Here is a 22,346-nt window from a genome sequence, read left to right as displayed (position 1 = left end):
CTGGCCACGCCAGTGCCTGACGGCCCATCATGGCCAGGTGCGCTCGATGCGGTCGCGTCGTACCGCGTAGGTGGCGGGTCCACCCCTGTCGACTGCCCGATGGATCGCCTCGCGGTGTGCGTCGAGCCGTTCGACCATCTCGACACTGCGCAGTTGCTGATTGTCGAGGTAGAACAGCACTGCCTCCTGCTCCAGGACCGGTCGGATTCCAGGTCCCGGCTCTTGATCCGGCCGTCCTTCGAGAGTGGGACCCAGGACTGGTCAAGACCGTGAGCGATCCACTCCTCGTCGGCGACGTCCTGTCCGTCGTCGGAGAAGACGTCACCGATGCGGTGAACGATCCAGCCGCACGCCCTCAGCCCTTCCGCGACGCGACGTCCGAGATTGCGGTCGAGGAAGAACTCAGGCGGCAAGGCGCACCACTGCCTTGCACAGCTCATTGACCTGCTCGGGCGTCATATCGAAGTCGTACGCGATGTCCTCGACGCTCTCCCCGGCCTCCCACAGGTCGGTGATGGCCTTGACCGCGACCCGATAGGCGGCAACCACGGGTGTCCCGTGCCCGAACCTCGGGTCGATCACGACAGGGACGGAGTCCGGGTACTGCCTGAGCCGCAGGCTGGAGGGAAAGTCGTCATCGGCTTCCCAGTTCAGGTAGCGGAGGTAATCGGAGACCACCTCATGGATGGGCGCCTGACCGTCTCGGGCCCTGCGGAGATCGCCTAGGCCATGCTCGACGAAGATGTCCACGCCGTCCGTCGCGATCCGCTTCGACACGAGACCGTACGGAGTGGCGAAGGCGTCCCGTACGGCGGCGGCGGCTTCCCTGATCTCGCTCATCCGGAGCCCCAGGGAGCGCAGGGAACGGAGGACGTGAGCCTCGGCGACTGCGATGAAGGGCACCGAGGGCTGCCCCTTGCGCGACGGCTCGACCTGGTGCACCAAGGGCGCCCCCGCAGCCCTGCCCTTGAGCCACGAGTGGAGCGTCGACTGTGGAATTTCCAGGTAGGAGGCTGTTTCCGTGGGAGTCAGAAGTCCGTCCCTGAACCTGTCGACCATGCCCCACCTCCTCCTGCCGTCGTGCCCAGTACCGCGTTTCGCATCGTCGCACATCAAGCCTGCCACCCAGGGGTGAACAGCACACCCGCCCACCGGCTCATCCGGCCGCACGCAGGCGTTCCTCGCCCAAGCGGTCCCGGCAGCTCCGGCAGTGTCCGGGCGCCGGGGCGCGGAAGGCACGCTCGCAGCCGTCACAGGTCTGGAAGGGCAGTACGGCCGGGCGCTCGACGCTCGGGGGCAGTGGGATCGGAGGAGGCGCCGGCAGCGGCGTCTCGCGGAGCCGGAAGGCGAGGACGCTTGCCGGTCGGGCCCGGAAACGGTCGGGGAGCCGTACGGTCAGCAACTCCGTGATCTCCCGTGGTCCGACACCGGCCGCCAGCCACTCCGCGACGGCCGGCGCCAGTCGGGCGGCCTCCTGGGCGGACAGGACGAGACGAGGGTCGACCCGGCGCAGGGCGGCCAGTACGGCGACCGCCTTCGGGTCGGCATCGCCGAGCGTGGGTGCCGGGCTCTCGGTCTCCTCAGGACGGCAAGCGGGGGCCGCCTCCCGTCGGGGCGCGGCCTCCCGGACAGCGGGCCGGGGGCGGGGCGGCTCGGGCGGGTCGTCAGGGCCTTCGCCGCGGGGTACGTCGTAGAAGTACGTCCTGGTACGTACCTGCCCGGTGGGCGTCCGCTCCCGGCGGCGCTCCAGGTATCCGGCCGCTTCGAGTTCCCGGAGCGCTCGCGAGATGAGGATCTCGCCCTCGCTGAAGTGCTCGCACAGAGCGGTGATGGTCACCGAGGAACCGTCGGGCAGAGAGGCGATATACGCCGCGACACCGACCGTGACCGCGCTGCCGCGCCGTTGCGCGAGGGCGTTGGAGATCACCGTGAAGTCGGTCGCCAGCCGGGTTCGTACGTGGATCACACCGGAGGTCGGAACTCCGGCGTCGGCGCGCAGGGGCGCGTTAGACTGCGGGTCAGCCATCGGGAAGGCACTACTTCCTGATCGGTCAGGCCCTCGATCGGGATGCCAGTCCCGGCCGGGGGCCGTATCTGTTTGCGGTTGTCGCGGCGAACGTAACGGTCCGTGTCCCGCGCCTGCAAGCCGGTCACTCGCACGGGTGACGCCCGCCCTCTGGCGCGGGGAGGGTGGGTGGGCGGGTAGTTCTTTCCCCGGTTCTTTGAGGAGGTCAGCGGCTCGCCGGACCCTCGCGGACAAGGGCCCGGTGAACCCGCGATGCGGACGGCGACCGGGAACCGGCCTCCCTCAGGGACGGCCGCGCCGCGCCTTCAACTCACCTATGAAGGCGGCCCAGGAGGCGGCTTCGAAGCACAGCGCCGGACCAGTCGGGACCTTGCTGTCACGGACGGGGACGACGGCCGGGAACCCGTCGGCCACCTCCACGCAGTTGCCGCCCTCCTGATTGCTGTAGCTGCTCTTGCGCCAGGCGGCGCCGTTCAGATCGGGACGGGACCTTCGCTTCACGGTGGTTGTCCTCCATCACTGATCGGATCATGTCGAGTGACATGAGCGGGGGCAGAGCTGCCGCCCGCAGCCGATCGTAGGTCAGCGCGAAGTACCTGACCTCGTCCGGATCCTCGATGAGTTGGCCGTAGTGCACGCCTTCCGTGTAGGCGATCTCCGAGCCGTCCGGCATGGTGAGCACCGTGAGCGAGCCGCCCATGACCTCGTGCTCGCCCTGGTCGAACGGCAGCACCTGCACGGTGATGTGAGGTTCCTCCGTGGTCCCGAGCAGCCGCGCCAACTGCTCACGCATCACCGCCCGGCCGCCGACCGGGCGCCTGAGCACCGCCTCGTCGAGGACCACCCACAGCTCGGGCCGATCGGGCGCGCCGAGACGCTCCTGTCGTCCCATGCGAAGGGCGACCCGCTCTTCCAACTGCTCTTTACTGCCGAGCGTCCGGCCGACGCTCAGCACCGCCCGCGCGTAGGCCTTCGTCTGCAACAAGCCTGGCACCACATGAGCCGCGTACTCGCGGATGGCCACCGCCCGCGCCGAGCACTCCATGAACCTCCGCGACCAGTCCGGAAACGCCTCCCGGTACACGTACGGCCACAAGTCGACCAGGAGACCGTCCGCACCGAGGGCCACATCCAGCGCACGCGCCAGCTCCAGCGTCGGCTTCGCTCCGGAGGCTCGCTCGATCTGCGTGATCCGCGTGCTCACCACATGTGTTCTCTCGCCGAACTCGGCCTGGGTCAGCCCGGCCGCCGTACGGAGCCTGCGTACCCGCGCGCCGAACAGCGCCGCCATCGACGTACTGGGGTCAATTCCGTTGGCCAAAGCGTCACTTCCGTTCCTTACGGGCTGAAAAGTAAGGCTGCGCCCCCTGTCGAGCGTAGGACGATCGGCCGACTCTTGAGCACGGAACGTGATGACTCGTGTGCGCCACGGAGCGCCTCGACCCAACGAACAAAGGACGAACGGGCCGTGCTGACAGAAATCGCCACCCCCGGAGGCGAGCATGAACTCCACTCGCTCACCCTGCAGTTCCCCTCCTCCCCGCGTGGTGCGCAGCTCGCCCGGCGGCACGCCGTCCGGTGGATGGAGGAACGGGGCTGCCCGCCGGCGTCGGACGTGTCCTGCGCGGTCGCCCTCGTCGTCGGTGAGCTCGCGGCGAACGCCGTACAGCACGGCCGGGTTCCCGGCCGGGAGTTCGGTCTCCGGCTCGCCCTCGACCGGGCTGCGGGGCTGCTGCGTGTCGAGGTCGCGGACGCCGCCTCCGCGAGGCGACTGCCTACGGCCGCGCCCTCGTCGTCCCCCGATGGTGAGTCCGGCCGGGGGCTGCTCCTGGTGGACGTCCTGGCCGTGCGCTGGGGGTCGGCGCCACGCAGCCCGGTGGGCAAGACGGTATGGGCGGAGCTGTGTCTTCAGATCTGAAGGCGATCCGGGATCCGTCCTCAGCGAGCGTCCGCGTCCGGCTCCGGGCGCGGGAGCTCGTCGAGGTCGAGGGTGAAGGTGCGGCCGTCGGCCAGGGGAATGGGGAGCTTGCCCGTGCCGTACTTGTGGGTGTGGGCCGCGATGTAACCCGTGGCGGTCGGCTGGGTGTGGAGGACGACTTCCTGGGCGTACGGGTCCACGACCAGATAGATCGGGATGCCGTAGCGGCCGTACTTCGCGGTGCAGTCGTCGTAGTCCTTGCGTGCGGAGGAGGTCGAGACGACCTCGGAGATCAGCAGGACGTCCTCGAAGCTGTAGCGCTTGCCTTCCTTGCGTGCGTCCTCGCGCAGGATCGCGAGATCGGGGGCGGAGTTCTCATCGGCGGGGAAGTCGATGTAGACATCGGAGGTGACCTTCGCGTGACGACCGAGGGCGAGAGCGGAGTCGATCTGCATCGACCTGATGGTGCTGGAGTGCTCTTCGCTCTGCGGGGTCATGATCACCTTTCCGTCGGCCCCGAACAGGACCGTGTACCCCTTGGGGAACTCGGTGTGCACGATCGCCTCGACGCTCATGGACGGCTCCTTCCCGTGTGTGGTCAGGATACGGCGGACAGCGCCGTGTCACCGGGCCTGCCCGCACCGGCCCCGGAAAAGGCAAACGGCGCGTACAGCACGTACCTGCTCGTACGCGCCGACGCGCCGCTGGGGCGGGGGCCTGCTGGGCCTACTCCTCGTCCTCGGGCTTCTCCGCCTCGTTGATCTCCTCCTCGAGACCGAGCTGCTCGATGAGCCACTTGTCGAACTCGATCGCGGCCCGCACCCAGCTGACCGTCGAGGAGACGAAGTGCTCCAGGCTCACGCCCATGCCGATCAGCATCTGGGCCTCGCCGATCAGGCGGACCGTGCCGTCGTCGTGGGTGTGGCTGTAGACCTTGGGCCACAGGGTGCGGCGGTTCCAGTCGTCGATGGACTCCAGGATCTGAGGCTTGGCCTCGATCTCGTGGGGCCGGTCGTAGAACGTCCGCACGGAGAAGACCTGCTGGTCTCCCTCACCCCGGAACATGAAGTAGGTGCGGAACTGCTCCCACGGCGCCGCGAGGTCTCCCTCGTCGTCGACGACGTACTTGAGCTCCATCTGGTCGAGGAGCTGCTTCACGAGGTCCTGATCCGGGACGACGGGGCCCGCCGGTCCTTGCGGCTGCGGCTCGGGCTGGCCCCCGAAGTTCGGAATCGAGGACGGGTCGATGGTCACCGTGAATTTCCCTTCGTACGGATTCCGCCATCCTCCCCCATGCGGGGAGGGGGGTGGCAAGCCCCGACAGACCCTCTAAGCCCATGGCTGACACGATCCGGTCAACCGCAACCTCCAGGTGCCGCACGCCGTCCTCCTGAATAGCGGACGGAGGGGGCGGCAGTGGCGGAACCGGGCAGGGGTTACACGCGGTGGCGGATGATCCTGACCGTCCTGGCCGTGCCGGTGCTCGTCCTCGGATTCCTGATCGCCGCCCTCTTCATATGGGCCCTGTCGGACGAGGGGGACCCACGCGCGGGGGCCCTGAAGAAGGTGACCTGCGCCGAGGCACTGGCCTTCGGCGGTGCCTCGCCCCCGGCGCACGCCCACGTCGGGAACTGCACCATGCAGCAGGGCATCGACACCGCGTATGCGGCGGTGCTGCGGATGCCGCGCGAGGACGTACGCGACTGGCTGCGCGAGACGTATCCGAACGCGCCTCAGGCCCGCTCGGATGCCTCCTGCGGGGCTGTCTGTCTCGACGTGAGCCACGAGGACGGCCTGCCCGCCACGGCCGAGGCACACGTGGTGCAGGTGCGGGTGGAGTACGAGAACGCCGAGACAGCGCGGGTGCGCTTCTCGGCGTTCACCATGTGAGGTCCTACAGCGTCTTGCCCGTCGCCGGTCCCACCAGCAGTTCGTCGCCGAAGCGGTCCACCCGTACCGTGTCGCCGTCCTTGATCTCGCCGGAGAGGATCTCCTTGGCGAGGCGGTCGCCGATGGCGGTCTGGACGAGGCGGCGCAGCGGACGCGCGCCGTACGCCGGGTCCATGCCCTCCTCGGCGAGCCAGGCCAGGGCCTCGGGCGTGATGTCCAGGGTGAGGCGCCGCTCGGCGAGGCGCTTGGCGAGGCGCTCGGTCTGGAGCTTCGCGATGCGCTCCAGCTCGGGCTTGGTCAGGGCCGAGAAGACGACCAGGTCGTCCAGGCGGTTGAGGAACTCCGGCTTGAAGGAGGTCCGCACCACCTCCAGGACCTGCTCCTTCTTCTCCGCCTCACTGGTGATCGGGTCGACCAGGAACTGGCTGCCCAGGTTCGACGTCAGGACGAGGATGGTGTTGCGGAAGTCGACCGTGCGGCCCTGGCCGTCCGTGAGACGCCCGTCGTCGAGCACCTGGAGCAGGATGTCGAAGACCTCGGGGTGGGCCTTCTCCACCTCGTCCAGCAGGACGACGGAGTACGGACGGCGGCGCACCGCCTCCGTGAGCTGGCCGCCCTCCTCGTAGCCGACGTATCCGGGCGGGGCGCCGACCAGCCGGGCCACGCTGTGCTTCTCGCTGTACTCCGACATGTCGATGCGGACCATCGCCCGCTCGTCGTCGAAGAGGAAGTCGGCGAGGGCCTTGGCCAGTTCCGTCTTGCCGACACCGGTCGGGCCGAGGAAGAGGAAGGAGCCGGTGGGGCGGTCGGGGTCGGAGATCCCGGCGCGGGACCGCCGCACGGCGTCGCTGACCGCCTGCACGGCCTCGGTCTGGCCGATGAGCCGCTTGCCGAGCTCGTCCTCCATGCGCAGCAGCTTCTGCGTCTCGCCCTCCAGCAGGCGCCCGGCGGGGATGCCGGTCCAGGAGGCGACGACGTCGGCGATGTCGTCGGCGCCGACCTCCTCCTTGACCATGGTGTCCTTGGCGCCCCCGCCGGAGGCGGAAGATGTCAGCGCCTCCTCGGCCTCGGAAGCGGCCTCCAGTTCCTTCTCCAGGGCGGGGATCTCGCCGTAGAGGAGCTTGGAGGCGGTGTCGAAGTCGCCGTCGCGCTGGGCGCGCTCGGCCTGGCCGCGCAGTTCGTCGAGGCGTTCCTTCAGCTCGCCGACGCGGTTGAGGGACTGCTTCTCCTTCTCCCAGCGGGCGGTGAGGCCGCGCAGCTCCTCCTCCTTGTCGGCGAGGTCGCGGCGCAGCTTCTCCAGGCGCTCGCGGGAGGCCGCGTCGGTCTCCTTGCCGATCGCGAGCTCCTCCATCTTCAGCCGGTCGACGGCGCGCTGCAGTTCGTCGATCTCCACAGGGGAGGAGTCGATCTCCATGCGCAGCCGCGACGCCGCCTCGTCGACGAGGTCGATGGCCTTGTCGGGCAGGAAGCGGGAGGTGATGTACCGGTCGGAGAGGGTGGCGGCGGCGACCAGCGCGCTGTCGGCGATCTGCACCTTGTGGTGGGCCTCGTAGCGGCCCTTGAGCCCGCGCAGGATCGCGATGGAGTCCTCGACGGTCGGCTCGGAGACCAGCACCTGCTGGAAGCGCCGCTCCAGGGCGGCGTCCTTCTCGATCCGCTCCCGGTACTCGTCGAGGGTCGTGGCACCGACCATGCGCAGCTCACCGCGGGCGAGCATGGGCTTCAGCATGTTGCCCGCGTCCATGGCCGAGTCGCCGCCGGCGCCCGCCCCGACGACGGTGTGCAGCTCGTCGATGAAGGTGATGATCTGCCCATCGGATTCCTTGATCTCGGCGAGGACGGTCTTCAGCCGCTCCTCGAACTCGCCCCGGTACTTGGCTCCGGCGACCATGGCCCCCAGGTCGAGCGCGACGAGCCGCTTGTCCTTGAGGGACTCCGGCACGTCCCCCTTGACGATCCGCTGGGCGAGCCCTTCGACGACGGCGGTCTTGCCGACGCCGGGCTCACCGATGAGGACGGGGTTGTTCTTGGTCCGCCGGGACAGCACCTGCACCACGCGCCGGATCTCCTGGTCCCGCCCGATGACGGGATCGAGCTTGCCTTCCCGCGCGGCGGCGGTGAAGTCGGTCCCGAACTTCTCCAGGGCCTTGTACTGGCCCTCGGGGTCGGCCGTGGTCACCCGGCGCGCTCCCCGCGTCTTCTGGAAGGCGTCCTGGAGCTTCCTGGCGTCGGCGCCCTGCTGGGACAGCACCTCGCCGGCCGCGCCGCCCTTCGCGGCGATGCCGACGAGGAGGTGCTCCGTGGAGAGGTACTCGTCCCCGAGGTCCTTGGCGCGGGCCTGCGCGTCGGCGACGACGGCGAGCATCTCGCGGTTGGGCTGGGGCGGCGCCACGGTGGACCCGGTCACACTGGGCAGCCCGGCGAGCACGCGCTCGGCTCCGGCGCGTACGGCCGCCTGGTCGGCGTCGACCGCGGCGAGCAGATCGGTGATGTTCTCGTTGTCCTGCCCCTGGAGCAGTGCGAGAAGCAGGTGGGCGGGGGTGAGGTCGGGGTGCCCCTCGGTCACCGCCCTGTTGCTGGCCGCGTTGATCGCGTCCCGGCTCCGGTTGGTCAGCTCGGCGTCCACGTTCGCGTTCTCCTCCTTGCACTGACCCGAACGACTTGCACAAAGTTGAGTCTAGTCCACTCAATGCCGGTTCGGGGAGGGTCACAGGAGCTAAGTTCCTGGGCATGGCGACCAAGTACTCCGTTGATCCGGGCGCTCCGGACGAGCCGTATCTCAGCTTCTGGCGGGAACGGCACGTGTGCACCCTGACGACTCCCCGCCCGGACGGCACTCCGCACGTGGTACCCGTCGGGGTCACATACGATCCCGCGGCCCGGCTCGCTCGGGTGATCACGAACAAGGCGAGCGCGAAGGCGCGGCACGTGCTGGCCGCGGGGGAACAAGGGGCTGCGGTCGCCGTCTGCCAGCTGGAGGGCAAGCGCTGGGCGACGCTGGAGGGCCGGGCCTTCGTCCGCACCGAACCGGACCGGGTCGCGGAGGCGGAGCGCCGCTACGCGGAGCGCTACGGGCGAACCCCTTCACCGAACCCCGCACGCGTGGTGATCGAGATAGAGCTGACGCGAGCGATGGGGCGAGGTTGACCCGAGTGAAAATCCACACCGGTGATCGACTGGATCCAGCCACCGTGTGACTGGGGCGATAACCGGAAATGTCGCCAGAAACTGCAGCGGCGTCACCGTGTTCAGGTCACGGTGACGCCGCTGCGGGGGGAAGCACCTGAGCGATCTGTTACGACGGGGGAATCGCGTCAGGCACTGCGGGGGGTGGCAGAGATGGTCCTCGGAGCAGGAGAGTCGGCCTCCACCTGCTCATGGTCCCTTTTATCCAGGTTCACAAAGATCATTCCGTACCGTACGGCACACCGGACGGGCTGCGGCGCCCCCCGAGGCCGCCGCAGACACCGGTAAGCCCGTACGTCCTCTTCCTCGTCCCGCGTGACGACCACCGGCTCGCCGAAAACGGTCACCATCAACGAGTCGCCGCTGTGGGGGATGGCGGTGACCAGGTCGATGAAGTGCCAGCCCGAGCGGTAGGCGGTGGCCATTTCACGGCGGAAGGAGCGGTCGTCGGGTGGAGTGGTCACGGTCAGCTCCCGGCTTCGTCAGCAGCGGAACCCGCGGAGTTTCCACTGCTGGCGGCGTCGGCGTTCACCGCCACCGAAGGCCAGGTACTGTTCGCCCGCACCTCGTCCTTCGCGTCGGAGAAGCCCCCGAGCACCCCCAGGGCCGCGGCGGCGGAGAAGGCGGCGACAAGCACCGAGCGAAGCATTCTGCTGCACATAGTCGGCTTCGTCCTCACTTGAAGGTCCCCTTTTCCCCCGTCAGGTACGACGATGGCTCATTCGGGCACGTCATGGCCACAGAATCAATGCATCATGTTCCTGCATGTTCAGGACCCTGGGGGGTGCAGATTTGGGATCGAATCAGACTAATGCGACACATCCCCATCCGATTACGGAGTTGTGCGAGGAAGGCGGCCGTCTATACACCATCGCCCTGCGCGCCGGACGCCTGGCGCGCGAGGACGCCGACCCCGCTCCCTGCCTGATCGAGCTGGCCCTGCTCCACCCCGATCCCGACGACCCGACCTGGCTTCGCCCGGTTCCCCCCGTGGTCGCCCTCTCCCGGCAGCTCAACCCTCTGGAACAGGAGATAGCGGCGCGCAGGCGGCGGGCGGTCGAACTCGCAGAGACCTTTCAGCCGTTCATGACGCTCGGCGCCCAGATGGCCACGACCAGCGACTCCATCACCGTCCTGGAGGGCGGTGAGCGGATCAACGCCGCGCTGAACATGGCCACGGCCCAGTGCCAGAGCGAGATGCTCACGCTGCAACCGAGCGACCGGGTGTCCGAGCACAGCCTCCTCCAGGGGATGATGCGCGACAGGCCGTTGATAGAACGTGGCGTGCGGATACGCACGGTGTACCAGCACACGGCCCGGTACAACCCGGAGCAACTGGCTTACTCCGCCCGGCTCGCCGACGGCAAGGCGGAGTACCGCACGATCGACGAGCTCGTGGAGCGCCTGATCATCTGCGACGAGACCGTCGCCTTCATCCCCACCCGTGACGACCAGCAGGTCGCGCTGGAGCTGCGGCACCCGGGGATCATCCGCTACCTGATCAAGGTGTTCGAGTTCATGTGGAACCGTGCGGTCCCGCTGAGCGAGAGCACCCCCTACGAGATCGCGCCCGACGGCATAACAGAGATCCAGTACTCCATTGCCAAGCTCCTCGTTGAGGGCCACGTCGACGAGGCCATCGCCCGCCGCCTGGGCATGAACGTGCGTACATGCCGGGCCCACATAGCCAAGCTGGCCTCGCTCCTGGGCAGCGGCAGCCGAGCCCAACTCGGCTATCTCATCGCACAGTCGGGCATCCTGGAACGGGAGGGAGCGCCCGAGTGAGCGCGCCGCACCGCGAGCACGGCATGGAGGACCTGTGCTCCGCGGGCACGGAGCTGTACGAACGGGCCCTGCGCCAGGGGCAGCTGCCGGCGGAGGAAGCCCAGGCCGCCCCCTGCCTCGTCGACCTGGGTCTGCTGCACCCCGCCGTCGACGAACCGACCCGGCTGGAGCCCGTCGCCCCGGTCGTCGCGCTGCACCGGCTGCTGCGGACCTCCGAGGAGCGGATAGCGAGCGAACGGCGGCGTGAGGCACGGCTGGCCGAGACGTTCGGCTCCCTCATGAGGATGGCCGGCCCACACCCCGCGGTCACCGACACCCCCACGATCCGGCTGCTCACCGGCACGGAGCGGATCAACCAGGCCATCACCGAAGCCATGGCCGAAGCCTCTGAGGAAACAGCCACCGTCCAGCCCCGCGCCGGACTCACCGGCGAACGCGGCCAGGTGGCCGACGCCACGGCGTTCGGCCGTGACCAGGCCGCGCTGGACCGCGGCTGCCGCCTGCGCACCCTGTACCCGCACACGATGCGCCACTTCCCGACGATCACCGCCCGTCACGAGCGCCTGAAGGGCGACGTCGAAGCGCGATCCCTGGACGAAGTCCCCGACCGTCTCATCCTTGTCGACCGCACCGTGGCCTTCGTGCCGGCCGACAAGGACGACGCACTCGCCCTGGAGATCCGGCAACCGGCCGTAGTCGACCACCTGGCCACCACCTTCGACCGCCTCTGGCGCCTGGCCACCCCCATGTTCCCCGAAGCCGCACCCGAGCCTTCCCCAAAGGGCATCACCGCCCGCCAGCGCGCCATAGCCGCCCTCCTCACCGAAGGCCACACCGACGCCGTCATCGCAGACCGTCTCGGCATGAACATCCGCACAGCCCGCGTCCACATCGCCAAGCTCGCGGCGACGCTGGGCAGTCAGAGCCGGGCGCAGCTCGGGTTCCTCATCGCACGCTCGGGGATTCTTGATCAGGGATGCTGAGGGACGCCGCCGAGCGCGGCTGTCCGTCCAGGCCCACCTGGGCGATCCGCACCCCCAACTGCGTACGGCTCGCCGCCCCCAGCGTCTCCGACAGCCGGGCGATGTGCGCCCGGCACGTCCGCACGCTTATCCCCAGCCGCTCCGCGATCACCGCGTCCTGGTGTCCCTCGGCCAGCAGCGCGGCGATGGACTGCTCCCGGTGGGAGATGCCCTCGATGCCGGTGTCGGGGAGCGGGGCGGTCAGGGGGATGGCGAGGCGCCACAGCCGTTCGAACACCGTGACCAGGTACTCGACGATCGCCGGGTGCCGTAGCTCCAGGGCCATCGTGCGGTCGGTGTTGGCGGGGATGAAGGCCACCGTCCGGTCGAAGAGGATCAGCCGGTCGATCACCTCGTCCAGCGTGCGCGCCTCCACCGCGTCGCCCATCAGCTCCAGGTAGTTCAGCAGCCCGTGCCCGTGCCGGGCGACATGCGTGTACAGGTCCCGCATCCGCACGCCACGGCCGCGCAGCGTCAGCGCCCGGTGCAGCCCCTCGGAGAGTTCCGCCTCGCGCCGGATGCCGCCGGGCTGCACGGTGAGCACCTCGGTCGTGCACGCCTGGGTCGCCTCGTCCATCGCGGCCTGGATCCGGGCGAGGCCGTCCAGCACCCGGATCGCCGAGCCCTCGCCCGCCGACGGGGCCGGCTGCACGTGGCGCCCCAGCCCGGCGTACCACTCGAACGCCGCGACGGCCGAACCCACCCGCCGCTGACTCGCGCTGACCTCGTCGTACATCCCGCGCAGCAGCCGGGTCATGACCTCCTGCGGGGAGGTCGGCACCAGCCAGTCCATGTCGTCGGGGTCCGGGTGCAGCAGGGCGAGTTCCAGCAGGCACGGCACCGGATCCGCGTCCCGGCGCGGCACGCGGCCCCGCCGTACGGCCCGGGAATACACGCGATCCCCGGCCTCGCACAGTCGGTCAGCACCATGTGGATGCTCCTCCGCCCCGTGCCCGGCCATCGCCCATCCCACCCCCGGTTTCGCCGTCCTTCGCAGCGCAACTATGCGCGGACGGGACCTGCTCCGCAACACGGCTCCCCGCGCCGCCCTCGCCGGAAACCACCGGTGACCACCGGATGCCGCCGGATCCCTCCGGGGTGAGGAGGAGGCATCCAGGGAGAGCGGAAGACGACGAACCAAGCGGTTACTTCAGGCCGATCGCCTGGCAGGCCGCCTTGTACTTCGCCGTGCAGATGTCCGCCAGCTTGTAGACCTCGTCGGCCACGACCGTGTCCTTGATGTTGGCCTTCGTCAGGGCGACCACCGGCACGAGCTGGGCGGGGATGCCCTTGTGGGTGGGGCTGTCGACCTTGTCGCGGGCGAGGGCGGCGAACTGGATGTCGCGGCCCTGGACCTTGGCCACGGCCATCTCCGCGGCGTTCTCGGCCTCCTGCGGGTACGACTTGTACACGCTCATGTACTGCTCACCGGTGATGATCCGCTGCACGGCCGGGAGCTCCGCGTCCTGGCCGGTGATCGGCGGCAGTTCGGTCACGCCCGCGGCCTCCAGGGCCTTGACGATGCCGCCGGCCATGCCGTCGTTGGCGGAGTACACCGCGTCGATGTTGTCCTTGCCGATCTTCTCGATCGCCTCGGCCATGTTGGCCTGCGCGTTCTCCGGCTTCCAGTCCTTGGTGTCGAAGGACTGCGCGATCGTCACCTTGCCGTTCAGCTCGGACATCGCACCGGCCTTGAACTGCTTGGCGTTCGGGTCCGTCGACGAGCCGTTCATCATGACGATCTTGTCGGAGAGGCTCGCCTTCTCACCGATGGCCTCCAGCAGGGTGCGGCCCTGGACCTCGCCGACCAGTTCGTTGTCGAAGGAGATGTACGCGTCGATCGGGCCCTCGGCCAGCCGGTCGTAGGCGATGACCGGGATGCCCGCGTCCTTGGCCTTCTGCACGCCGCCCGCGATGGCGTGCGCGTCGACGGCGTCCAGCAGGATCACGTCGACCCGGTCGTCGATCATCTTCTGCAACTGGTCGGCCTGCTTGTCCGCGCTCGCCTCGGCGTTCGCGTACTCGACGCGGCCCTGGTCGTTGGTGAGGGACTCGACCTTCGTCTTGATGATGGGGTAGTCGAAGTTCTCGTACCGCGTGTTCGCCTTCTCCGGGAGGAGCAGACCCACCGTGATGTCGTTGCCCTTGGTCGGGCTCGCGTCGTCACTGCTCCCGGTCGCGTTGAGCACGCCGCAGCCGGCGAGCGTGACGGACATCGTGGCCGCGGCCACGGATATGGAGATACGACGACGCATGCGGAGCTCACTTCGCGTGTGATTCGGACGTGGGCACACCTTTGTGGCCCATGTGACTGAAAAGCCAACGCGGACGCGCCCCCAGCGTCAAGCGGAACCACTTAACGAGATGACAACACCACGCTCCGCGAGTGTTGTGAAGGCTCTGCGGAATCGTCTCCAAGTGCCATGCACCATGCAGTCATCCACGGGAGACCCGGCGGAAAACGGCCCAAGACGTACGAAAGGGGCCGGGAGTCTCCTCCCGGCCCCTTTCACAGGCGTACGCGCGTCAGTCCGACTGCTGCTGCCGCTTCGGCCGCCACACCACCAGCGCGCTGGTCTGCTGGACCTCCTGGTACGGCACCAGGTCGCGGCGGTACGACGCGTGCACCGCCGCCTCGCGCTGGCGCATGGCCGCCGCCGCGCCGTCGAGCGCGTCCTCCAGCTCGGCCACGCGGGCCTGGAGCGCGGCGACCTGGTTCTCCAGTTCGATGATGCGCTTGATGCCGGCCAGGTTGATGCCCTCGTCCTGCGACAACTGCTGGACGGTGCGCAGCAGTTCGATGTCCCGGGCCGAGTAGCGGCGACCCCGGCCCGGGGTGCGGTCCGGAGACACCAGGCCCAGGCGGTCGTACTGACGCAGGGTCTGCGGGTGCAGGCCGGACAGCTGGGCCGCCACCGAGATGACGTAGACCGGGGTCTCCTCGGTCAGTTCATACGGGTTGCGTCGACGACCGTCCATCTGACTCATGCTCCCTTCGCGGCCTGGAACAGCTCCGCCCGCGGATCCTCACCCGCGGTCGCCTCGCGATACGCCTGGAGTGCGTCACGAGCCTTCCCCGTCAGGTCCTTCGGAACACTCACCTCCACGGTGACCAGGAGGTCGCCGCGGGTGCCGTCCTTGCGGACCGCGCCCTTGCCCCGGGCGCGCATGGTGCGGCCGTTGGGCGTGCCCGGCGGCAGCTTCAGCGTGACGGGCGGCCCGCCCAGCGTCGGCACCCGGACCTCGCCGCCGAGGGCCGCCTCGGCGAAGGTCACCGGGACGGTGACGGTGAGGTTGTCGTCCTTGCGGCCGAAGACCGGGTGGGAGTCGACGTGCACGACCACGTACAGATCGCCCGCCGGGCCGCCGCGCTCGCCCGGGGCTCCCTTGCCGCGCAGCCGGATCCGCTGGCCGTCGCTGACGCCCGCGGGGATGCGCACCTGCATGGTCCGCGAGGACTTGGCCCGGCCGCTGCCCTTGCAGACCTCGCAGGCGTTCTCCGCGATCAGGCCGCGGCCCTTGCAGTCCGGGCAGGGGTCGGTGAGGGAGAAGCCACCGCCGCTGCCCCGGGCGACCTGCCCGGTGCCGACGCAGGTCGGGCACACGCGCGGTGTGCCGTTCTTGTCGCCGGTGCCCGAGCAGGCCTTGCAGGGCGACTGCGAGGACATGCGCAGCGGGACGGTCGCGCCCTCGATCGCCTCCGTGAAGCTCAGCGTGACCTCGGACTCGATGTCCTGGCCGCGCCGCGGATGCGTGCGCGTCCCCGGTCCGCCCGCGCCGCCACGGTTGAACAGGCCCCCGAAGACGTCACCGAGTCCACCGCCGAAACCGCCGGCGCCCTGGCCGCCCGGGGCGCCCGGGGCGCCCCCGAAGAGGTCACCCAGGTCGAAGTTGAAGGAGCCGCCGCCCGCGCCGGGCCCCGGGCGGAAGCCGCCGTTGCCGAAGAGGGCGCGTGCCTCGTCGTACTCCTTGCGCTTCTTGGGATCGCCGAGGATGTCGTTGGCCTCGGAGATCTCCTTGAAGCGCTCCTCCGCCTTGACATTGCCCTTGTTGGCGTCCGGGTGGTACTCGCGGGCGAGCTTCCGGTACGCCTTCTTGATCTCGGCCTCGGTGGCGTCCTTGGGGACGCCGAGGACCTTGTAGTAGTCCTTCTCGATGAAGTCCTTGGTGCTCATCCTCGACGCCCCTCCTTCCCTTCGTCCGCTATGTCGTCAGCCCTCTTCCGGGCCACCGCTCTCCTTGTCGTCGGCTTCGGCGGTCTCGTCCGCCTTGACCGTCTGTGCCCCCGGCTGGGGCTCGGCCACCGCCACCCGCGCGGGGCGGATGGTGCGCTCGCCGATCCGGTACCCGGGCTGCAGAATCGCCACGCACGTCGTCTCGGTGACGTCCGGTGCGTAGCTGTGCATCAGGGCTTCGTGGATCGTCGGGTCGAAGGGCTCGCCCTCCTTGCCGAACTGCTGGAGGCCCATCTTGGCCGCGGTACCTTCCAGCGACTCGGCGACGGACTTGAAGCCGCCGACCAGTTCGCCGTGTTCCCGCGCGCGGCCGATGTCGTCGAGTACGGGCAGGAGCTCGGTCAGGAGGTTCGCGATGGCGATCTCCTTGACCGCGATCCGGTCACGCTCGACCCGGCGGCGGTAGTTCTGGAACTCGGCCTGGAGGCGCTGGAGGTCCGCCGTGCGCTCGCTGAGCGCCGTGCGGGCCTGGTCCAGCTGGGCCACCAGAGCCACGTCCTGGCCCGTGTCCCCGGCCGGGGCTGCCGCCTCCTCCGGGGAGGAGGCGGCAGCCTTCGGCTCGGCGTCATCGGAGGTGGCGCCGGAAGGGACGTCGGGCTGCTGCTCGTCGAAGCCCGGGGTCTCCTCCGTCACGCGGCACCGTCCTTCCGCTCGTCGTCCACGATCTCGGCGTCGACCACGTCGTCGTCGGCCTTGGCGTCACCGGCACCGGCACCCGCGCCGGCTCCGGCGGAGGCGCCGTCGGCGGCCTGCGCGGCGCCCGCGTCGGCGTACATGGCCTGGCCGAGCTTCTGCGAGACGGCCGCGACCTTCTCCGTGGCGGTGCGGATCTCGGCCGTGTCCTCGCCCTTGAGCTTCTCCTTCAGCTCACCGACGGCTTCCTCGACCTCGGTCTTGATGTCGCCGGGGACCTTGTCCTCGTTGTCCTTGAGGAACTTCTCCGTCTGGTAGACGAGCTGCTCGCCCTGGTTGCGGGACTCGGCGGCCTCGCGGCGCTTGTGGTCCTCCTCCGCGTACTGCTCGGCCTCCTGGCGCATGCGGTCGACCTCGTCCTTCGGCAGCGAGGAGCCGCCGGTGACGGTCATCTTCTGCTCCTTGCCCGTGCCCAGGTCCTTCGCGGTCACGTGCATGATGCCGTTGGCGTCGATGTCGAAGGAGACCTCGATCTGCGGGACACCGCGCGGCGCCGGGGGCAGACCGGTCAGCTCGAACATCCCGAGCTTCTTGTTGTACGCCGCGATCTCGCGCTCGCCCTGGTAGACCTGGATCTGCACGGAGGGCTGGTTGTCCTCGGCCGTCGTGAAGATCTCGGACCGCTTGGTCGGGATCGTGGTGTTGCGCTCGATGAGCTTGGTCATGATGCCGCCCTTGGTCTCGATACCGAGGGACAGCGGGGTGACGTCGAGGAGCAGGACGTCCTTGACCTCGCCCTTGAGGACACCGGCCTGCAGGGCGGCGCCGATGGCGACGACCTCGTCCGGGTTGACGCCCTTGTTGGCGTCCTTGCCGCCGGTCAGCTCCTTGACGAGCTCGGCGACGGCGGGCATACGGGTCGAGCCGCCGACCAGGACGACGTGGTCGATCTCGCTGATGGAGATGCCAGCGTCCTTGATGACGTTGTGGAACGGCGTCTTGCAGCGCTCCAGGAGGTCCGCGGTCAGCTGCTGGAACTGGGCGCGGGTGAGCTTCTCGTCGAGGTGCAGGGGGCCCTCGGCGGAGGCGGTGATGTAGGGCAGGTTGATCGAGGTCTCGGTGGACGAGGACAGCTCGATCTTGGCCTTCTCGGCGGCCTCGCGAAGACGCTGCAGGGCCATCTTGTCCTTGCCCAGGTCCACGCCGTGGCCGGACTGGAACTGCTGGACCAGGTAGTCGACGATGCGCTGGTCCCAGTCGTCACCACCGAGGTGGTTGTCACCGTTGGTGGCCTTCACCTCGACGACACCGTCGCCGATCTCCAGCAGCGAGACGTCGAACGTACCGCCACCGAGGTCGAAGACCAGGATGGTCTGGTCGTCCTTGTCGAGGCCGTACGCCAGGGCGGCCGCGGTGGGCTCGTTGACGATGCGCAGCACGTTCAGACCGGCGATCTCGCCGGCCTCCTTCGTGGCCTGGCGCTCGGAGTCGTTGAAGTACGCCGGGACGGTGATGACCGCGTCGGTCACCTTCTCGCCCAGGTAGGACTCGGCGTCCCGCTTCAGCTTCTGCAGCACGAAGGCGCTGATCTGCTGTGGGTTGAAGGGCTTCCCGTCGAGCTCGATCTTCCAGTCGGTGCCCATGTGCCGCTTGACCGACCGAATGGTCCGGTCCACGTTGGTGACCGCCTGACGCTTGGCCACCTCTCCGACGAGCACCTCACCGTTCTTGGCGAAGGCGACGACGGACGGCGTGGTCCTGGCGCCCTCGGCGTTGGTGATGACGGTGGGCTCGCCGCCCTCCAGAACGCTGACGACGGAGTTAGTCGTGCCCAGGTCGATGCCGACCGCACGTGCCATGGTTGATTCCTCCAGCTGACTTGAGTGGAACGGACTCAAGTGTGCACGACGGCTCCCAACCGGTCAACAGAGCTGAGTCGACCGGGCTCAAGTCTTATCCGCTCCTTACACGCAACGGCGCTCTGGCCTGCGGCGATACGGTGCGTCGATCGGCGTATACGGGAACACGGGAGAGGGCGAACACGGCCACAAGAGCCAATCCGGCCACCCACCACAGGGCGTCGCCCCCGACCCACCCGGCGTGCGCGAGTACCCCGACGAGCACACCGGAGAACGCCCCGGCCCCCAGCAGGACAGTCGCCCCCGGCACGGTCAGCCCGAGCCATCGCAGCCGGTGCGCCAGATGATCGGGCCCGCTCCGGAGGACGGCCCGCCCGCCCAGCCGCCGCGACAGCAGCACCAGCACGGCGTCGGCGCACACCACGGCGGTCAGCGCGAACAGCACCCCGGCACTCTCCCCGACCCCGAACCCGGCCCGTGTGTACACAGCCCCGGCTGCCAGCACGAACCCCGCGGACATCGACCCGCACGCCCCGAGCGCGGCCCGGGCGGGATGCCAGTCGCGCAGGAGGAACCCGGTCAGCGCGGCGGCCAGCACGCTCATCAGCACCGCGATCCCGTCCATCACCTCCACGGCCGCACAGGCCGCCACCCCGAAGGCGGTCAGCACGCCCGCGGACCCCGCGAGCCCGTCGGCGTGATCGAGCCCCCGGAAGGCGAAGGTCACCCCCACGACCCACCCGGCGGCGAGCAGCCCGCCCCCAATCCCGGTCTCGCCGTACGGCGCGACGCACGCCGCCGCCACGGCCGTACCGGCGACGAGCACCCGGCGCCGCAACCGCCACACGTCGTCGACGAGCCCGAGCACGGCGACGACACCCCCGGACAACGGCACCTCCCCCTGCCGCCGCCGGTCGAGGACGCGAAGGCGCAGGGCGGGGGCCCGGAGGAGGGCCGCGAGCAGGGCGGCGAGGAGAAGGGCGGTGGCGGCGGCGACGATCCCGTAGAGCACGGATATAAGTTAGGCGTCACTATGACAATTCGGTACGAATAACACGAGTTTCTGAGGCAACCCTCAGCGATTCAGATCACTGCCCACCCGGCTACAGTGCGGCGGAGGATAGGGGTAGTCTCAGACGGACTGCATAAGTTACCGCTTAGTAATCTCGGGGAACTTTCCAGAGAGACAAGTTCCCCCGACAAACCCTCGCAGGCCCGAGGAGCCCCCATGCAACTCGCCGCGATCATCGTGTCGCTGGTCTTGACCGTGGTCGGCGTCGCGCTGCTCGCACGCGCGATCGGCCAGTTCGTCCGGTACTTCAAGCTGGGCCAGCCCGTGCCCGCCGGTACCCGGACCGACAACCCCTACCAGCGCAGCGTGACCCTGGTGAAGGAGTTCCTCGGCCACACGCGCATGAACCGGTGGGGGATCGTCGGTGTCGCCCACTGGTTCGTCGCCGTGGGCTTCCTGACACTGCCGCCCACCCTGGCCCAGGCCTTCGGCCAGCTGTTCCAGGCCGACTGGGTGCTGCCGGTCATCGGCGACTTCCTGCCGTTCGAGCTGTACATCGAGTTCATCGGCGTGATGACGGTCCTGGGCATCGCGGTGCTCATGGTGATCCGGCTGCTGAGCCTGCCCTCGCGGGCCGGCCGCAAGTCCCGCTTCGCCGGTTCCAAGGCCGGCCAGGCGTACTTCGTCGAGTACGTCATCCTCACCATCGGCCTGGCGATCTACGTCCTGCGGGGCCTGGAGGGCGCGCTCCACCACGTCGACCACTACGAGGCCTCGTACTTCGCCTCGTACCCCCTGGTCCTCGCCTTCGAGGGCCTGTCGGTCACGGCGCTGCAGAACCTGGTCTACCTGGTCGCGATGATCAAGATCGGCACCTCGTTCATCTGGATGATCGTGGTGTCGCTCAACACCAACATGGGTGTCGCCTGGCACCGCTTCCTCGCCTTCCCGAACATCTGGTTCAAGCGCGAGGCGACGGGCGGGACGGCGCTGGGCGCGCTCCAGCCCATGACCTCCGGCGGCGAGCCGATCGACTTCACCGACCCGGGCGAGGACGACGTCTTCGGCGTCTCCCAGGTCGAGCAGTTCTCCTGGAAGGGCCTGCTGGACTTCTCCACGTGCACCGAGTGCGGCCGCTGCCAGTCGCAGTGCCCGGCGTGGAACACGGGCAAGCCGCTCTCCCCGAAGCTGCTGATCATGTCGCTGCGTGACCACGCGCACGCCAAGGCGCCGTATCTGCTGGCGGGCGGCGGCAAGACGATGGAGGGCGAGGAAAAGGCGTCCGAAGAGCAGCTGGCGGGTGTCCCGGCGTCCGCGCTGGCGGAGGCCGAGCGCCCCCTGGTCGGCACGCTGGAGGACAACGGCGTCATCGACCCGGACGTCCTGTGGTCCTGCACCACCTGCGGTGCCTGCGTCGAGCAGTGCCCGGTGGACATCGAGCACGTCGACCACATCGTCGACATGCGCCGCTACCAGGTGATGATCGAGTCCGCGTTCCCGTCCGAGGCGGGCACGATGCTCAAGAACCTGGAGAAGAAGGGCAACCCCTGGGGCCTGGCGAAGAAGCAGCGCCTGGAGTGGCTCAAGGAGGTCGACTTCGAGGTCCCGGTCGTCGGCAAGGACATCGAGGACCTGTCCGAGGTCGAGTACCTGTACTGGGTCGGCTGCGCCGGCGCCCTGGAGGACCGCGCGAAGAAGACCACGAAGGCCTTCGCCGAACTCCTCCACATCGCGGGCGTCAAGTTCGCCATCATGGGCGGCGACGAGAAGTGCACGGGCGACTCGGCGCGCAGGCTCGGCAACGAGCCCCTGTTCCAGGAGCTCGGCATGGAGAACGTCATGGCACTGAACATGGCGTTCGGAGAGGAGATGGACGACGACGGCAAGGTCGTCCCGGAGTCCGCGAAGCCCAAGTCGGCGAAGAAGATCGTCGCCACCTGCCCGCACTGCCTCAACACCCTCGGCAACGAGTACCCGCAGCTCGGCGGCGACTACGAGGTCATCCACCACACTCAGCTGCTCCAGCACCTGGTGGACGAGGGCAAGCTCATCCCGGTCACCCCGGTCGAGGGCATCATCACCTACCACGACCCCTGCTACCTGGGCCGCCACAACAAGATCTACACGCCCCCGCGCGAGATCATCGCCAGCGTCCCCGGCATCCGCAACGAGGAGATGCACCGCCACAAGGAGCGGGGCTTCTGCTGCGGTGCGGGTGGTGCGCGGATGTGGATGGAAGAGCGCATCGGCAAGCGCATCAACAACGAGCGTGTCGACGAGGCGCTGTCGGTGAACCCCGACATCGTGTCGACGGCGTGCCCCTTCTGCCTCGTGATGCTGACCGACTCGGTCAACGGCAAGAAGAACGACGGCAAGGCGAAGGAGTCCATCCAGGTGGTGGACGTGGCCCAGCTGCTGCTGGACTCGGTGAAGACGCCGGTGTCCGCGGAGGGCGAGGGCGACGACGGTGACGGCGACGACGGCGGGGAGCCGCCGGCGGGGGCGGCGGACTCGGAGAGTGCGCCGGAGCCGGAGCCGGTGAAGTAGGCGGTTGCCGCGGGTTGTTCTTGACGCCCCCTGTCCCGGGTTTATCGGGCAGGGGGCGTCGACGTTTCCCGCCGCCTACAGGCCGCAAGGACTCTCGCTGTCGTACCTGTGACAGGCGCATTCACAGCGTCGCTGGAGCAGGATGCCGAAGGCGAAGGGTAGGGGTAGGTCGCGGGTCTGGCGGCAGTGGGCGTGCAGGTCTTGGTAGCCGGGGCGGGCGGCGAGGGCGCACT

General features: G+C 69.0%; 23 protein-coding genes and 1 pseudogene. 6 read left to right on the top strand and 18 right to left on the bottom strand.

The features are described from left to right. Positions 1-27 precede the first annotated feature (27 nt). The 6 genes and pseudogenes from ACIBNA_RS22120 to ACIBNA_RS22095 form a co-directional block, all read right to left on the bottom strand. Complete coding sequence (locus tag ACIBNA_RS22120; protein ID WP_399166941.1) at positions 28-180, bottom strand: hypothetical protein; 153 nt, start codon at positions 178-180, stop codon at positions 28-30. An 83-nt stretch (positions 181-263) separates the two neighbouring features. Next, a pseudogene (locus ACIBNA_RS22115) lies at positions 264-440 on the bottom strand (hypothetical protein); the annotation flags it as partial. Beyond that, positions 403-1,059 (bottom strand): DUF433 domain-containing protein, encoded by a 657-nt coding sequence (locus tag ACIBNA_RS22110; protein ID WP_399166940.1) that lies wholly within the window; start codon positions 1,057-1,059, stop codon positions 403-405. The gene ACIBNA_RS22110 and the pseudogene ACIBNA_RS22115, both read right to left, overlap by 38 nt. A 97-nt stretch (positions 1,060-1,156) precedes the next feature. Continuing rightward, positions 1,157-2,026 (bottom strand): hypothetical protein, encoded by an 870-nt coding sequence (locus ACIBNA_RS22105; RefSeq protein ID WP_399166854.1) that lies wholly within the window; start codon positions 2,024-2,026, stop codon positions 1,157-1,159. A gap of 282 nt (positions 2,027-2,308) precedes the next feature. Then, complete coding sequence (locus tag ACIBNA_RS22100; RefSeq protein WP_399166939.1) at positions 2,309-2,440, bottom strand: DUF397 domain-containing protein; 132 nt, start codon at positions 2,438-2,440, stop codon at positions 2,309-2,311. Then, complete coding sequence (locus ACIBNA_RS22095; protein WP_399166938.1) at positions 2,403-3,317, bottom strand: helix-turn-helix domain-containing protein; 915 nt, start codon at positions 3,315-3,317, stop codon at positions 2,403-2,405. Before ACIBNA_RS22095 ends, ACIBNA_RS22100 begins: the two co-directional genes overlap by 38 nt. Before the next feature lie 177 nt (positions 3,318-3,494). On the opposite strand from ACIBNA_RS22095, the gene ACIBNA_RS22090 reads away from it, so the two are divergent. Further along, entirely contained in the window at positions 3,495-3,944 is a 450-nt protein-coding gene (locus ACIBNA_RS22090; RefSeq protein ID WP_399166853.1) for an ATP-binding protein, read from the top strand. Positions 3,945-3,964: 20 nt separating this feature from the next. Here ACIBNA_RS22090 and ACIBNA_RS22085 read toward each other — a convergent pair whose 3' ends face one another. Together ACIBNA_RS22085 and ACIBNA_RS22080 are read right to left on the bottom strand one after the other, a co-directional pair. Further along, positions 3,965-4,519 (bottom strand): Uma2 family endonuclease, encoded by a 555-nt coding sequence (locus ACIBNA_RS22085; RefSeq protein ID WP_399166852.1) that lies wholly within the window; start codon positions 4,517-4,519, stop codon positions 3,965-3,967. A 151-nt stretch (positions 4,520-4,670) separates the two neighbouring features. Then, positions 4,671-5,198: a YbjN domain-containing protein gene (locus ACIBNA_RS22080; protein ID WP_010032094.1), complete on the bottom strand. Its 528-nt coding sequence runs from the start codon at positions 5,196-5,198 to the stop codon at positions 4,671-4,673. Between the two features lie 198 nt (positions 5,199-5,396). On the opposite strand from ACIBNA_RS22080, the gene ACIBNA_RS22075 reads away from it, so the two are divergent. Further along, positions 5,397-5,834 carry a hypothetical protein gene (locus ACIBNA_RS22075; RefSeq protein WP_399166851.1) on the top strand — a complete coding sequence of 146 codons (438 nt, stop codon included), beginning with the start codon at positions 5,397-5,399 and terminating at the stop codon, positions 5,832-5,834. A gap of 4 nt (positions 5,835-5,838) precedes the next feature. On the opposite strand, the gene clpB is transcribed toward ACIBNA_RS22075, so the two are convergent. Further along, positions 5,839-8,460, bottom strand: coding sequence for an ATP-dependent chaperone ClpB (gene clpB, locus ACIBNA_RS22070; protein WP_399166850.1), 2,622 nt, complete (start codon positions 8,458-8,460; stop codon positions 5,839-5,841). A 104-nt stretch (positions 8,461-8,564) separates the two neighbouring features. Between clpB and ACIBNA_RS22065 the strand changes: the two genes are divergently transcribed. Beyond that, a complete protein-coding gene (locus ACIBNA_RS22065; RefSeq protein WP_399166849.1) occupies positions 8,565-8,981 on the top strand; it encodes a pyridoxamine 5'-phosphate oxidase family protein in 417 nt (138 codons plus the stop codon). Between the two features lie 167 nt (positions 8,982-9,148). On the opposite strand, the gene ACIBNA_RS22060 is transcribed toward ACIBNA_RS22065, so the two are convergent. Both ACIBNA_RS22060 and ACIBNA_RS22055 read right to left on the bottom strand, forming a co-directional pair. Next, positions 9,149-9,484, bottom strand: a complete 336-nt coding sequence (locus tag ACIBNA_RS22060) for a hypothetical protein (RefSeq protein ID WP_399166848.1) — start codon at positions 9,482-9,484, stop codon at positions 9,149-9,151. A 2-nt stretch (positions 9,485-9,486) separates the two neighbouring features. After that, the gene (locus tag ACIBNA_RS22055) at positions 9,487-9,669 is read right to left on the bottom strand and encodes a hypothetical protein (protein ID WP_399166847.1); all 183 of its coding nucleotides are present in this window, start codon (positions 9,667-9,669) and stop codon (positions 9,487-9,489) included. Positions 9,670-9,785: 116 nt separating this feature from the next. Between ACIBNA_RS22055 and ACIBNA_RS22050 the strand changes: the two genes are divergently transcribed. Beyond that, a complete protein-coding gene (locus ACIBNA_RS22050) occupies positions 9,786-10,805 on the top strand; it encodes a helix-turn-helix transcriptional regulator (RefSeq protein ID WP_399166846.1) in 1,020 nt (339 codons plus the stop codon). Further along, positions 10,802-11,788, top strand: coding sequence for a LuxR C-terminal-related transcriptional regulator (locus tag ACIBNA_RS22045; RefSeq protein ID WP_399166845.1), 987 nt, complete (start codon positions 10,802-10,804; stop codon positions 11,786-11,788). Before ACIBNA_RS22050 ends, ACIBNA_RS22045 begins: the two co-directional genes overlap by 4 nt. On the opposite strand, the gene ACIBNA_RS22040 is transcribed toward ACIBNA_RS22045, so the two are convergent. The 7 genes from ACIBNA_RS22040 to ACIBNA_RS22010 all read right to left on the bottom strand — a co-directional run bounded on the left by ACIBNA_RS22040 (position 11,751) and on the right by ACIBNA_RS22010 (position 19,566). After that, positions 11,751-12,788, bottom strand: coding sequence for a LuxR C-terminal-related transcriptional regulator (locus ACIBNA_RS22040; RefSeq protein ID WP_399166844.1), 1,038 nt, complete (start codon positions 12,786-12,788; stop codon positions 11,751-11,753). The two genes, ACIBNA_RS22045 and ACIBNA_RS22040, sit on opposite strands and share 38 nt — an antisense overlap. Before the next feature lie 184 nt (positions 12,789-12,972). Then, positions 12,973-14,082, bottom strand: a complete 1,110-nt coding sequence (locus ACIBNA_RS22035) for a sugar ABC transporter substrate-binding protein (RefSeq protein WP_399166843.1) — start codon at positions 14,080-14,082, stop codon at positions 12,973-12,975. 271 nt (positions 14,083-14,353) lie between these two features. Beyond that, the gene (locus ACIBNA_RS22030) at positions 14,354-14,806 is read right to left on the bottom strand and encodes a heat shock protein transcriptional repressor HspR (RefSeq protein ID WP_020269597.1); all 453 of its coding nucleotides are present in this window, start codon (positions 14,804-14,806) and stop codon (positions 14,354-14,356) included. 5 nt (positions 14,807-14,811) lie between these two features. Then, positions 14,812-16,002 (bottom strand): molecular chaperone DnaJ, encoded by a 1,191-nt coding sequence (gene dnaJ, locus ACIBNA_RS22025; RefSeq protein ID WP_399166842.1) that lies wholly within the window; start codon positions 16,000-16,002, stop codon positions 14,812-14,814. Between the two features lie 36 nt (positions 16,003-16,038). Continuing rightward, positions 16,039-16,695 carry a nucleotide exchange factor GrpE gene (grpE, locus tag ACIBNA_RS22020; protein WP_399166841.1) on the bottom strand — a complete coding sequence of 219 codons (657 nt, stop codon included), beginning with the start codon at positions 16,693-16,695 and terminating at the stop codon, positions 16,039-16,041. Next, complete coding sequence (gene dnaK / locus ACIBNA_RS22015) at positions 16,692-18,554, bottom strand: molecular chaperone DnaK (RefSeq protein WP_399166840.1); 1,863 nt, start codon at positions 18,552-18,554, stop codon at positions 16,692-16,694. Before dnaK ends, grpE begins: the two co-directional genes overlap by 4 nt. A 94-nt stretch (positions 18,555-18,648) precedes the next feature. Next, a complete protein-coding gene (locus ACIBNA_RS22010; protein ID WP_399166839.1) occupies positions 18,649-19,566 on the bottom strand; it encodes an MraY family glycosyltransferase in 918 nt (305 codons plus the stop codon). A gap of 216 nt (positions 19,567-19,782) precedes the next feature. Here ACIBNA_RS22010 and ACIBNA_RS22005 point away from each other — a divergent pair, with 216 nt between their 5' ends. Then, positions 19,783-22,113 (top strand): (Fe-S)-binding protein, encoded by a 2,331-nt coding sequence (locus tag ACIBNA_RS22005; RefSeq protein WP_399166838.1) that lies wholly within the window; start codon positions 19,783-19,785, stop codon positions 22,111-22,113. Positions 22,114-22,346: the final 233 nt, after the last annotated feature.

Source organism: Streptomyces sp. NPDC050164 (assembly GCF_044459945.1).
GTDB classification, from domain to species: Bacteria; Actinomycetota; Actinomycetes; order Streptomycetales; family Streptomycetaceae; genus Streptomyces; species Streptomyces coeruleorubidus_A.
The sequence above is the reverse complement of the archived record's forward strand: the minus strand, read 5'-3'. Positions and strand labels throughout refer to the sequence as shown.

Coding starts and splice junctions, on each gene's coding strand:
- ACIBNA_RS22065 (WP_399166849.1), top strand. CDS start 8,565: ATGGCGACCAAGTACTCCGTTGATCCGGGCGCTCCGGACGAGCCGTAT.
- ACIBNA_RS22050 (WP_399166846.1), top strand. CDS start 9,786: ATGTTCAGGACCCTGGGGGGTGCAGATTTGGGATCGAATCAGACTAAT.
- ACIBNA_RS22085 (WP_399166852.1), bottom strand. CDS start 4,519: ATGAGCGTCGAGGCGATCGTGCACACCGAGTTCCCCAAGGGGTACACG.
- dnaK (WP_399166840.1), bottom strand. CDS start 18,554: ATGGCACGTGCGGTCGGCATCGACCTGGGCACGACTAACTCCGTCGTC.
- ACIBNA_RS22040 (WP_399166844.1), bottom strand. CDS start 12,788: ATGGCCGGGCACGGGGCGGAGGAGCATCCACATGGTGCTGACCGACTG.
- ACIBNA_RS22095 (WP_399166938.1), bottom strand. CDS start 3,317: ATGGCGGCGCTGTTCGGCGCGCGGGTACGCAGGCTCCGTACGGCGGCC.
- ACIBNA_RS22105 (WP_399166854.1), bottom strand. CDS start 2,026: ATGGCTGACCCGCAGTCTAACGCGCCCCTGCGCGCCGACGCCGGAGTT.
- dnaJ (WP_399166842.1), bottom strand. CDS start 16,002: ATGAGCACCAAGGACTTCATCGAGAAGGACTACTACAAGGTCCTCGGC.
- ACIBNA_RS22005 (WP_399166838.1), top strand. CDS start 19,783: ATGCAACTCGCCGCGATCATCGTGTCGCTGGTCTTGACCGTGGTCGGC.
- ACIBNA_RS22030 (WP_020269597.1), bottom strand. CDS start 14,806: ATGGACGGTCGTCGACGCAACCCGTATGAACTGACCGAGGAGACCCCG.
- ACIBNA_RS22075 (WP_399166851.1), top strand. CDS start 5,397: ATGATCCTGACCGTCCTGGCCGTGCCGGTGCTCGTCCTCGGATTCCTG.
- ACIBNA_RS22055 (WP_399166847.1), bottom strand. CDS start 9,669: ATGCTTCGCTCGGTGCTTGTCGCCGCCTTCTCCGCCGCCGCGGCCCTG.
- ACIBNA_RS22110 (WP_399166940.1), bottom strand. CDS start 1,059: ATGGTCGACAGGTTCAGGGACGGACTTCTGACTCCCACGGAAACAGCC.
- ACIBNA_RS22035 (WP_399166843.1), bottom strand. CDS start 14,082: ATGCGTCGTCGTATCTCCATATCCGTGGCCGCGGCCACGATGTCCGTC.